This window comes from Microbacterium ulmi (assembly GCF_011759705.1).
Classification (GTDB): Bacteria; Actinomycetota; Actinomycetes; order Actinomycetales; family Microbacteriaceae; genus Microbacterium; species Microbacterium ulmi.
Window position 1 is genome coordinate 433,810 of record NZ_JAAOZF010000002.1, and the last position, 11,862, is coordinate 445,671.

Annotated in this window: 10 protein-coding genes; all 10 read right to left on the reverse strand. The window is 70.8% G+C overall.

Annotation, left to right across the window (positions count from 1 at the left end):
- Positions 1 to 31: 31 nt before the first annotated feature.
- Complete coding sequence (locus FHS08_RS14675) at positions 32 to 3,460, reverse strand: vWA domain-containing protein (RefSeq protein WP_167040738.1); 3,429 nt, start codon at positions 3,458 to 3,460, stop codon at positions 32 to 34.
- Positions 3,461 to 3,617: 157 nt separating this feature from the next.
- Positions 3,618 to 4,553: an NADP-dependent oxidoreductase gene (locus FHS08_RS14680; protein ID WP_167040740.1), complete on the reverse strand. Its 936-nt coding sequence runs from the start codon at positions 4,551 to 4,553 to the stop codon at positions 3,618 to 3,620.
- 1 nt (position 4,554) lies between these two features.
- The gene (era, locus tag FHS08_RS14685; RefSeq protein ID WP_167040742.1) at positions 4,555 to 5,451 is read right to left on the reverse strand and encodes a GTPase Era; all 897 of its coding nucleotides are present in this window, start codon (positions 5,449 to 5,451) and stop codon (positions 4,555 to 4,557) included.
- Positions 5,444 to 6,907 carry a hemolysin family protein gene (locus FHS08_RS14690; RefSeq protein WP_167040744.1) on the reverse strand — a complete coding sequence of 488 codons (1,464 nt, stop codon included), beginning with the start codon at positions 6,905 to 6,907 and terminating at the stop codon, positions 5,444 to 5,446. Before FHS08_RS14690 ends, era begins: the two co-directional genes overlap by 8 nt.
- The gene (gene ybeY, locus FHS08_RS14695) at positions 6,904 to 7,374 is read right to left on the reverse strand and encodes an rRNA maturation RNase YbeY (RefSeq protein WP_167040746.1); all 471 of its coding nucleotides are present in this window, start codon (positions 7,372 to 7,374) and stop codon (positions 6,904 to 6,906) included. The genes FHS08_RS14690 and ybeY overlap by 4 nt, the downstream gene beginning before the upstream one ends.
- Positions 7,371 to 8,399, reverse strand: a complete 1,029-nt coding sequence (locus FHS08_RS14700; protein ID WP_208382647.1) for a PhoH family protein — start codon at positions 8,397 to 8,399, stop codon at positions 7,371 to 7,373. The genes ybeY and FHS08_RS14700 overlap by 4 nt, the downstream gene beginning before the upstream one ends.
- A gap of 53 nt (positions 8,400 to 8,452) precedes the next feature.
- Positions 8,453 to 8,809, reverse strand: a complete 357-nt coding sequence (locus tag FHS08_RS14705) for an HIT domain-containing protein (RefSeq protein WP_167040751.1) — start codon at positions 8,807 to 8,809, stop codon at positions 8,453 to 8,455.
- Positions 8,810 to 8,847: 38 nt separating this feature from the next.
- A complete protein-coding gene (locus FHS08_RS14710) occupies positions 8,848 to 9,582 on the reverse strand; it encodes a 16S rRNA (uracil(1498)-N(3))-methyltransferase (RefSeq protein ID WP_167040754.1) in 735 nt (244 codons plus the stop codon).
- 3 nt (positions 9,583 to 9,585) lie between these two features.
- Positions 9,586 to 10,701 (reverse strand): molecular chaperone DnaJ, encoded by a 1,116-nt coding sequence (gene dnaJ / locus FHS08_RS14715; RefSeq protein ID WP_167040757.1) that lies wholly within the window; start codon positions 10,699 to 10,701, stop codon positions 9,586 to 9,588.
- 45 nt (positions 10,702 to 10,746) lie between these two features.
- Positions 10,747 to 11,793: a heat-inducible transcriptional repressor HrcA gene (hrcA, locus tag FHS08_RS14720; RefSeq protein WP_167040760.1), complete on the reverse strand. Its 1,047-nt coding sequence runs from the start codon at positions 11,791 to 11,793 to the stop codon at positions 10,747 to 10,749.
- Positions 11,794 to 11,862 lie beyond the last annotated feature (69 nt).

The window sequence follows — 11,862 nt, forward strand, 5'->3', positions numbered from 1 at the left end:
GGCATCGCCGAGGCGCGGCATCCGCCGCCGCTCAGCCCCGCCTCGTACGACGGATCAGCGCGACCGAGGCGACGACCGCGACGCCGACGAGAACCATGAGCAGTCCGATGACGGGCACGAGGGGCGAAAGCGCGGAACCCGTGGCGGGGAGGTCGGGCGGCGCCGCCGTCGGGTGGTGCGTCTCATCGCAGTCCGCGTCGGACGGGTCGAGCTGTGCCGCGACCGTCTCGCAGGCGACCCCGCCGTTGCGCAGCAGGACGTTGTCGAGCGTCGCGTTCCACGCCCCGGGGTCGACCGTCACGCGGAACCGCAGCACCTCTCGGCTTGTGAGGCCATCGAGTGTCCACACGATCGACGTGCCGACCACGACAGCCGTACCTGCGCTCGCGCTGATGCTTCCCGCGACGAGTGTCGCGTCGTCGAGCACGCCGGCGAGGTCCTCCGTCACGACGACTCCGTCCGACTCGCCTCCGGTCAGGATCTGCGAGGCGATCACCTCGTACTCGATCGTGTCGCCCGGTGCCACCTCGGTGCCGTCGGGCGGATCACTCGACTTCGACGCCGTCCAGTCCCCGTACCTGTTGACGGCCGCGCAGTGCGCCTCGGCGCCGAACAGCAGGGTGAAGTCGGCTGGATCGAAGGGCTCGCCCGCGCTCTCGCACGTCATCGACACGAGCTCGTAGCCGGGGCTGTCGAGCTCGGTGAGCTGATAGCGCTGCCCCGGCACGAGGCTCTGCGCGGCGCCCGCCTGGAAGTCGTGCACGAGCGGGTCGGGGATGATCGGAGGCGGGATGAACTGCGCCCGGAAGGTGAACGCGAGGGGATCCCCGCTGGGCAGCACCGTCTTCGCCACGGTGAGAAGAGCCGTCGTGTTCTGTGCCGTGCACTCGTAGTGCTGTCCGAGCGGGACGATGACGGCCCCCTCGGCGCCGACCGACGGATCGCCGATCGGGTCCGACTGGGGCCGGCAGTTCCAGGAGCCGCTCGACTGGGGGTAGAGGAGCGGCTGCGTGCGGATGTCGTGCTGCAGGTAATGCTGTGTGAAGTGCTCGCTGAGGTCCGGCGTCTCCGCGAGCTGATACAGAGCTCCCGGGATCACCTCCGCCGTCACCCCCGTCGTGCCCGACACGCCGACGTTCCACGGCGGGTCGTTGAACGGGCTGTCGGCGACCAGGCCCCAGAGGTCCTCCCCCTCGGGAGTGTCGAGCGGCCCGTTCGTCACGTCCTTGCGCAGCGTCAGCTGCGATGTGCACGTGACCTCGTTCAGGATCGTCCACTCGTTGAGCCCTGGCGAGAGCGGGTGAGCTGTCGTGGGATCCAGAGGGTCGTACTCGTCGAGGCCGACGTCGGGGTCTGGCGCGCCGGCACGGATGAGGGGATCCTCGGTCAGCTCGCACAACGGCAGAAGCGGATCGATCGTGGTCGTCTCGTCGATCGACACGGTCCGCGACGCGATCGGCGCGGCCGGGTTCGCGTTGTACCCTGTGCGCTCCACGCTCCACTGCTCGGGCGTGAACTGGCCGGTCCCCGGCCCCGTCAGTGCGGCGGTCGCGCTCAGCCCGAACGGCTGCCGTCCGTCCGGCGCCATCTCGACGCCGATCGCCGACACGATCCGCCAGAGCTTGTGCACCGCGACCGAGGCCGGCTGGACCGTCGGCGGAGCCTGGTTGAAGACGGTGCACGTGACCATCTGCTGGAGGCCGATCTGCACGGAGAACGCCGTATCCGGTTCCGCAGGGTCCGGCACGACGTCGACGGGGACGTCGACTCCCGTCGATCGCTCGACGCAGGCGGTCTCGGCGGGCAGAGGGGTGTACGCGCTCTGCGGGAGCGAGCCGACGCCTTCCTCGACCCGGATCTGACCCGTGAACCCCGGAGGGGCCGCCGGATCGAATGCGATCGGGAACGAGACGCCGCCGCTTCCGTGCGAGGTGTCGGCCGGAGTGCCGTCGATGTCGACCTCGGGGTCCGGAGTCGTCGCGTCGAAGGTCCAGGCCTCGCCGGGCAGATACGCGTCGGCGACGGTGCCACCGTCCGGGACGATCCGCTTTATGACCGAGAGGGACGGCGCACACGCATCCAGCACGAGATTGCGCAGGGCGGCGCCCGCCTCGGCGTAGTTCACCGTCTGGAGGTAGTCGGCGACGCCGATGTTCGCGCCGTCGAAGCGCACCTCCCCCGAGACCGTGCGCAGATTGTCCCGGGCCTGAGGCGAGTTGATGCCCGCCCCGACGCCGACGGCGAGGACGCGTGTGTCCTGCAGTTTGACGAGGTTCGCCGATGCGAGGCCGTTGCTGAGCTCGCGGAAGCGCGTGTACCCGCTGCTGCGATCGGTCGGCGTGCCGCCCGTGAGGGGGTTGGCGCCGTAGACCGTCGGGTTTCCGTCGGTGAGGAACACGACCATGTCGAGGTGGGTGTCGCCGGTCGCGGCATCGCCGTTCATGGCTGCCGTCGCCGCGAACCCCCTGTCCCAGTTCGTGTAGTTCGTCGGCCAGGAGAATGTCGGGTCGTTCCAGTCCCGGTTCGAGCCGGGCGGCGCCGCGTCGTCGTCGTAGAGGTTGCGGAACGCCCGCGCCTCCGCCGTCGTGGCGACGGACATGAGAGGCGTGTTCGACCCGAACCCGTTCCCCGGCGAGTCCGTGCCGAAGGTGACGAGCGCGATCTGCGACGGCGTGCCGCGCAATGCGTCGACGAACTGGTTCATCGCCGTGACGAGCTGACCCTGCGAGCCGTTTACCGAGCTCGAGACGTCGACGACGAGTGCGATGTTCAGCCCGCACCGATCGGGGAGCGCGACATTGGCCCGGGAGAACACGACGACTCCGCTCGACGCGATGCGCCGCGTGTAGTTCGGGTTGGCGTGCGCAGGCGCCGTCTGCAGCCCGGGGTCGGTGATCCAGTCCGTGCCCGAGATGTACGAGCGGTCGGCGACGAGCGGAGGACTCTGCCAGACATGCCTCAGCTCGATGAGCGGATCGGCCGTCGAAGGCGAGAGCGGGCCTGTCTGCCAGAACGGATTCGCGAAGTAGCCCGCGGGGGCGGCCAGAGACGCCACATAGAGCCGCGTGCCCTGCGGAACGCCGCGACTCGGGTCGGTGTTGTTCGCGAACGGCGCGACCTGATCGGCGCCGGCGACGGCCGATCCGGCTCGGATGGGGACCTGGAAGACGCAGTCCCCGTCGGCGTCCGAGACACACGTGAAGAAGAGCGGATGAGCGGCATCCGGCACCGCGAACCCGCTGTTGGAGTCGATGGTCGCCGACGGCTCGTCGACGAAGAGGCCCAGGGTGACGCCGGCGAGCGGCGCGATCACGGAGCCTGCCGTGCGATAGTCCGCGACCCGCACGTGGAGGATCGCCGCGCCTGGATCCGGCGCCCCGATGACGGCTCGGCTCGGCGGTGCCGCCACGGGAGCGCTCACGATGGCCGCGACCAGTGCGAGCGCGCACGCGAGCGACACGCCGACACGCCTGCGCCGAGGACTCACTCGCTCGCGCTGTCGTGTCACGAAGATGCCCGCCTCCGGCTCTGTCCGCAACACTCTAGAGCACATCGCGCGGCAGGCGAACAGGGGTCATGGCGACGCGACGAGGGTCGCGGGCGGGATGCGGGGAGGCTCAGGGGATGAGCGCGAGCTTGCCGCCCGGATGCCCCTGGGCGAGCAGCCGCATGGCCTCTCGGGCCTCCTCCAGCGGGAACGTGCGTGCGACGGGCACGTCCAGGCGTCCCGCCGCGGCCGCCTCCAGCAGCCTGCGGCGGACGCTGTCGCGATATGCGGCGCTCTCGGGCAGCGCGCCGGCGATCGCTCGGAAGCCCGCGGCGGCGGCGCGCTGGGGCGCGGCGATCGTGACGATCCTGCTCCTGTCCGCGACGACCGCGAGCGACGCGTCGACGGCCTCGTCGGTGCCTACAGCGTCGAGCGCCGCGATGATCGGCGCGCCCGCGGCATCCTGAACCCGATCGGCGAGGTCGGGGCCGTAGGCGACGGGGATGCCGCCGAACCTCCGCACACGCTCGAAGCTCGCGGGACTCGCGGTGCCGACGACGCGCGCGCCGAGCTCGGCGGCCTGCTGCAGGACGCTCACGCCGACCGCGCCGGACGCGCCGTGCAGCAGGATCGTCTCGCCCTCGGCGACTCCGACGACATGGAGCATCTCGGCGGCCGTCGATCCCGCGAGCAGGAGGTTCGCCGCCTCGGCGTGCGAGAGCGAGGCCGGCTTCGCGAACACGTCCTCGGCCGGCACGACGAGCTCCGTGGCGTAGCCGCCCCGCACGCGGAACGCGACCACCTCGTCGCCGATGCGCGCCTCGCCCGACGCGATCCGCGTGGCGGGGCCGATCGCCGCGAGCTCTCCGGAGACCTCGTAGCCGATCGGCACAGGCAGCGAGACACCGGCGCGGGGCGCCGCGACGTGCTTGTAGTCGGCGGGGTTGACGCCGGCCGCCCTCACCCGGATCGTCACCTCGCCCTGACGAGGTGCGGGAAGCCCGCTCTCGGCGAACACCCATGTCTGCGGGCTCCCCCAGGCGGTCGCGATCCAGCCCCTGGCCATGTCAGAACCCGAGGCGTCCGAGCTGCTTGGGGTCTCGCTGCCATTCCTTCGCCACCCGCACGTGCAGCGACAGGAAGACGCGGCCGCCCACGAGCGGCTCGATGCCGGCCCGTGCCCGCGCGCCGACGTCTCGAAGTCGTGAGCCCTTCCTGCCGATGATGATCGCCTTCTGGCTGTCGCGCTCCACGACGATGTCGGCGTAGATGTCGGTGAGGTCGGAGCCCTCGCGCGGCGCGACATCCTGGACGACGACCGCGATCGAGTGCGGCAGCTCGTCCCGAACGCCGTCGAGCGCCGCCTCGCGGATGATCTCGGCGATGCGGTCCTCCGTCGACTCGTCCGTCACGACGCCGTCGGGGTACAGCGCCGGGCCCGCGGGCATGAGCGTGAGCAGCTCGTCCGTGAGGACGTCGAGCTGCTCGTCGCCCAGCGCGGACAGCGGGATGACGGCCGCCCAGTCCTCGCGCAGGCCGTCGACCTCGAGGAGCCGCTCGGTGATCTGGTCGCGGGTCGCGGCATCCGTCTTCGTGACGATCGCGACCTTCTTCGCGCGGCGGTACCCGTCGAGGGACTCCGCGATGCGCCGGTCGCCGGGGCCGACCTTCTCGGTCGCCGGCACGCAGAAGCCGATGACGTCGACGTCGCCCAGCACCTGCTCGACGAGGTCGTTGAGCCGCTGGCCGAGAAGCGTCCGCGGCTTGTGCAGACCTGGAGTGTCGACGATGACGAGCTGCCCCGCCGGGCGGTTCAGGATGCCGCGGATCGCGCGTCGCGTCGTCTGCGGCTTGTCGCTCGTGATGGCGACCTTCTCTCCGACGAGCGCGTTCGTGAGCGTCGACTTGCCGACGTTGGGGCGCCCGACGAACGTCACGAATCCTGACCGGGTCTCTTCAGGCATCGGTCTCGCCCTTCTTCTGCTTGGCGACGGCGAGGTCGCCGGTCTTCGGTTTCGCGACCTTGACGTCGCCGGTCTTCGGTCGTGCGGCCTTGACGTCGCCGGTCTTCGACTTGGCAGGCTTCACGTCGCCGGTCTTCGACCTCGCGACGCGCACCTCACCCGTGCGCGGGTGCGTGCCATTGGCCTCGTCGGCGGCCGCGAGCGCGGCGCCGCGTTCGACGAACACCGTCGCGAGGCCCCTGCCACGGCCCCTCGACGCTCCGCCCGTGAAGACGAGACCCTCGTACTCGGCGGTGGCGCCCGGCTGCGGGATGCGGCCCAGCGCCTTCCCGAGAAGGCCGCCGACGGAGTCGACGTCCTCGTCCTCGAGCTCGATCCCGAACAGGTCTCCGACCTCGTCCAGCCCCAGTCGCGCGCTGACGCGGTAGCGGCCCGGCTCGAGCTCGACGACCTCGTCGGAGCGCGGGTCGTACTCGTCCGCGATCTCGCCCACGAGCTCTTCGATGAGGTCTTCGAGCGTCACGAGCCCCGAGACCCCGCCGTACTCGTCGACGACGAGGCACACGTGCACGGCGTCGCGCTTCATCTGCTGCAGGAGCGTCTCGGCCTTCATCGACTCGGGGACGAAGACGGGAGGTCGTGCGATCGCGCGGATCGGGGCATCCCGCCATCCCGCCTCGTCGCGGAAGCCGAACTGCACGAGGTCCTTGAGATACACGACGCCCACGACGTCGTCCGCGTCGTCGTCGACGAGGGGGATCCGCGAGATGCCCTTCTCGAGGAACACCGCCATCGCGTCGCGCGTCGAGGCTGTCGCGTCGACCGTCACCATGTCTGTGCGCGGCACCATGACGGCTCGCACGAACGTGTCCGTGAAGTCGAAGACGGAGTGGATGAGCTCGCGGTCGTCTTCTTCGATGAGGTCCTGCGACGCCGCCTCGTCGACCATGCTGAGCAGCTGCTCCTCGGAGGCGAACGACGCGCTGCGGGCGACGCCGGGCGTCACGCGGTTGCCGAGAGCGACGAGGCCGTGCGCGAGCGGGCCCAGGAGGACGCGCACGCCTCGGACGACGGGAGCGGCGCCCGCGAGGAGGCCTTTCGCGTGCTGGCGTCCCCACGTGCGCGGGCTCGCGCCCACGATGACGAACGACACGCCCGTCATGAGGATCGCGGCGACGAGCATGGCCCACCAGATGCTGTCGAGCAGCAGGGTGAAGGCGACCGTCACGAGGACGGCGGCGGTCGTCTCCGAGAGGATGCGGATGAAGACGACCGCGATGGCGTGCGCCTCTGGGTCGTCGGAGATGCGCCGGAGAGAGGCCGCGTTGCGCCCGTTCGCGCCGAGATCGGCGAGATCCGCGCGGGAGGTCACCGCGAGAGCCGCGTCCAGCGCCGCCATGAGGCTGCCGAACGCGATGAGCAGCACCGCGGCGACGAGGAGGAGGGCTGCCGTCATGTGCGGTGGCGTCGTCGCTCGGCGACATGGAAGCTCAGGATGAGCTCCTTCTGCAGCCCGAACATCTCGCGCTCGTCGTCCGGCTCGGCGTGGTCGAAGCCGAGGAGGTGGAGGAGCCCGTGCGTCGTGAGGAGGATGAGCTCGTCGAGCGTCGAGTGCTTCGCGGCGACCGCCTGCGTCTCGGCGACCTGCGGGCAGAGCACGATGTCGCCGAGTAGGCCCGCGGGAGTCGGCATGTCCTCCGTGCCGGGGCGCAGCTCGTCCATCGGGAAGCTCAGGACGTCGGTCGGTCCGGGCTCGTCCATCCACTGGACGTGAAGGGCCTCCATCGCCCCCTCGTCGACGAGGACGATCGCGACGTCGGCGTCGGCGCTGACATGCAGCTCCGCGAGGTTGTGCTCCATGAGTCGCAGCAGCACGCCCTCGTCGACGGCGATCCCCGACTCGTTGTTGATCTCGATCGTCATGCACGGCCTCGCTTGGGGAGATGGTCACGGGGTCCTGCCGGCCGGGCGGCCGAGCGCCGTTCGGCGCGATTGGCGAACTCGGATGCCTCGTCCCGTTCGCGACGGGCCGCGAGGCGGCGCTCATCGTACTCGCTGTACGCGTCGACGATGCGACCGACGAGCGTGTGGCGGACGACGTCGTCGCTCGTGAGGTACGCGAAGTGGATGTCGTCGATGTCGCCGAGGACCCGCGTCACGAGCCGGAGGCCCGACGCGCCCTGCGGGAGGTCGACCTGCGTGATGTCGCCCGTCACGACCATGCGCGTGCCGAAGCCGAGCCTCGTGAGGAACATCTTCATCTGCTCGGGCGTCGTGTTCTGCGCCTCGTCGAGCACGACGAAAGAGTCGTTGAGTGTTCGACCCCGCATGTACGCCAGCGGCGCGACCTCGATCGTGCCGGAGGCCATGAGCTTGGGCACGAGCTCGGGGTCGAGCATCTCGTTGAGCGCGTCGTACAGCGGACGCAGGTACGGGTCGATCTTGTCGTTCAGCGTGCCGGGGAGGAATCCGAGCCGCTCCCCCGCCTCGACCGCCGGTCGCGTGAGGATGATGCGGCTGACCTCCTTGCGCTGCAGCGCCTGAACGGCCTTCGCCATCGCGAGGTACGTCTTGCCCGTTCCCGCGGGCCCGATGCCGAACACGATCGTGTTCTCCTCGATCGCGTCGACGTAGGCCTTCTGCCCCGCCGTCTTGGGCCGGATGATCTTGCCGCGCGACGACAGGATGGCCTCGCCGAGCACCTCGGACGGCCTCGGGCCGCCTTCCGTGCGCAGCATCCGGTTCGAGGAGACGACGTCGGCGGGGTCGAGCCCCTGGCCCGCGCGCGTCATCGAGATGAGCTCGTCGACGAGCGCCTTGGCGGCGGCGACGGGCGCGGCATCCCCCGTCAGCGTGATCTCGTTGCCTCGGACGTGGACGTCGACGTCCGGATGCTCGCGCTCGACGACGCGCAGGAGCCGGTCCTGCGGACCCAGGAGCTGGACCATCGCGATGCCGTCGGCATACACGCGCTCGACGACGGGGGAATCGGAAGAATCGCTCACCGAGGGTCTGCTCCGAGGGTTCGTTCCGCGAGACCGCCCGCGAGGACGTGCGCGTGGACGTGGAACACGGTCTGGCCGGCGCCCCCGCCCGTGTTGAAGATGAGGCGGAAGTCGCCGTCGGAGTGCTCCGCCGCGAGCGAGTTCGCCAGACCCACGAGCTCTGCGAGCAGCGCAGGGTCGCCTGCCGCGAGCTCGACGACGTTGCGGTACTCCTGCGACTTCGGGATGACGAGCAGGTGCACGGGCGCCTGCGGTGCGATGTCGCGGATCGCGAAGGCGTTCTCGGTCTCGGCGATGATCTCCGACGGGATCTCCCCGTTGAGGATGCGCGTGAAGATCGAGGGCTCGCTCATGCGCCCAGTCTATCGACGGGGTCGGCGCGCGCGCCGGATCACCATCGGCCGAGCGCCGCGCTGACGATCGAGATCGCGGCAGGGCCGGCGGTCGAGGTGCGCAGCACGGTCGACCCGAGCCGCACGAGCGTCGCACCGGCGTTCTCCAGGAGCGAGAGCTCTTCGGGCGCGATGCCCCCCTCAGGACCCACGACGAGCAGGATGTCGGAGTCTGACGCTCCCAGATCGGCACGCGACAGCGCGGTCGTCGCCGTCGGCTCGAGCACGAGGACGCGGGATGCCGCGGCCCGTGCGGCGAGCTGGTCCGTCGTGGTCGGCGCGGACACGACGGGAAGCCACGCGCGATGCGCCTGCTTCGCCGCTTCGCGCGCGATCGCCTCCCAGCGGGCGCGGCCTCTCGCGGCCTTCGCGGCGTCCCACCGCGAGACGCTGCGGGCCGCCTGCCACGGCGTGATCTCGTCGACGCCGAGCTCGGTCGCCGCCTGCACGGCGAGCTCGTCGCGATCCCCCTTCGCGAGGGCCTGCACGAGCGTGATGCGCGGGTGCGCGGGAGGGATCTCGGAGCGCGCCCCGATGCGGACGACGACCTCCTTCGGGGCGACGGCCTCGCACGCGCCCGTGAGCAACACGCCCCGGCCGTCGCCGAGCGTGACCTCCTCGCCGACCCGCACGCGGCGCACGGCGGCGGCATGGTGAGCCTCCGCGCCCGTCAGGACGACGACGTCGCCGGGTGCGGCATCCGTCGCCGAATCGACGAGGAAGTGCAGCGCCACGCGTCAGCCGTTCCGGAAGCGGTCGCGGAGCTTGGAGAACAGGCCCTGGTGGAACTCCGCGAGATGCGGCGCCGGCGCCTTGGTCTTCTTGGCGAAGTCCTCGATGAGGGCCCGTTCCTTCGCGTCGAGCCGCGTCGGGGTGACGACGTGGACGCCCACGCGCAGGTCGCCGCGCTGGGATCCGCGCAGCGGCGTGATGCCGCGGCCCTTGATCGTGAGCACGTCGCCCGCCTGCACTCCCGGGCGGATCTCGAGGTCGACGGGGCCGTCGAGCGAGTCGATCGTGGCCGTCGTGCCGAGGATCGCGTCGGGCATCGAGACCTCGAGCGTCGCGAGCAGATCGTCGCCTTCGCGGCTGAACACCTCGTGGTGCGTCACGTCGATCTCGATGTACAGATCGCCGTGGGGCCCGCCGGCGGGTCCGACCTCGCCGGAGCCGGGGAGCTGGAGGCGCAGCCCCGACTCGACGCCCGCGGGGATGTCGATCGACACCGTACGGCGCGCGCGCACGCGCCCCTGACCCTGGCAGGTCGCGCACGGGTACGGGATCGTCGTGCCGTACCCCTGGCACGAGCCGCACGGGTGCGTCGTCACGACGTTGCCGAGAAGGCTCCGCACCGTCTGCTGCACATGCCCGGATCCGTGGCAGATGTCGCACGTCACAGGGCTCGTGCCCGGCTGGCAGCACGACCCCTGGCACGTCTCGCACAGGACCGCCGTGTCGACGTCGAGGTCGCGGTGCGTGCCGAAGACGACGTCGCGCAGCTCGAGCGTCACGTGCACGAGGGCGTCCTGACCGCGCTCGCGGCGGGATCGCGGCCTTCCCGCCCGGCCCCCGCCTGCCGCGGCGCCGAAGAACGTCTCGAAGATGTCGCCGAAGCCGCCGAAGCCCCCGCCTCCTCCGAACGGCGAGTCGTTCCCGCCCATGTCGTACCGTGCACGCTGCTGCGGGTCGCTCAGCACGTCATAGGCGTGGGTCACGAGCTTGAAGCGCTCGGACGCGTCTTCTCCCGGGTTGACGTCGGGGTGGAGCTCGCGCGCGAGACGCCGGTACGCCTTCTTGATCTCGTCGGGGGTCGCGTCGCGCGCGACGCCGAGGACCTCGTAGTGGTCAGCCACAGTCGCCTTCCTGCCCGCGGGGTCGCCGCGGGATCGTCGATGTCTTCAGCAGGCGCTCTCGTCTTCTTCGAGCAGCCGGCTGAGATAGCGTGCGACGGCACGCACCGTCGCGAGGTTGGTGGGATAGTCCATGCGAGTCGGACCGAGCACACCGACGCGCGCCACGCCGCTGGTCGCGTCGTAGTCGCTCGCGACGACGGATGCCTCCGCCAGCCCGAATGCGGCGTTCTCGCGCCCGATGCTCGCCGAGAGCCCGTGTTCGTCTGCGACCATCTCGGTCATGAGCCTGAGCAGGGTCACCTGCTCCTCGATCGCCTCGAGCACCGGGTAGATGCTGCCGCGGAAGTCCGCCTCGCGGCGCGCGAGGTTGGCCGTGCCGGCCATGATCATCCGGTCCTGCCGGAACTCCTCGAGCTCCTCCGCGACGACGCGAGCGAGCTGGAGCGCCGCCGACACGGCCGACGAGGACGCGGCATCCTGGGCGTGCTCCGCGAGGAACGCGTCCACCCGCTGCGATCCCTCGCGCACCGAGACGCCGACGATGAGACCGGACACGACCGCGCGAAGGTGCGTGACGGCGCCGTCGGGAAGCTCGTCGCGCAGGAACGTCACGCGCTGCGAGACACGCCCCGTGTCGGTCACGAGGATGACGATGACACGTCCGCCGCCGATGTCGACGAGCTCGACGTGCGTGACGCTCGCTCGCGCGAACGACGGGTACTGCACGATCGCGACCTGGCCCGTGAGCTGCGTGAGAGCGCGCACGGTGCGCATCAGAAGGTCGTCGAGGTCGCCCGGCGCGTCGAGGAACGACGAGATCGCCGCGCGCTGCGCGGGCGAGAGGGGGCGGAGCTCGGCGAGGTGGTCGACGAAGACGCGGTATCCCTTGTCGGTCGGAACGCGCCCGGACGACGTGTGGGGCGCGGCGATGAGGTCTTCGTCCTCGAGCAGCGCCATGTCGTTGCGGATCGTCGCGGCCGAGACCCCGAAGTGGTACCGGTCGACGATCGACTTGCTTCCGACGGGCTCGCGGGTGTCGACGTAGTCCTGCACGATCGCCCGCAGCACCTGCAGGCCCCGTTCGCTGACCATTCCGCCCTCCTCACCCGCGTTCTGGCACTCACACTCTCCGAGTGCCAATTCTACCGGATGCGCTCGGGA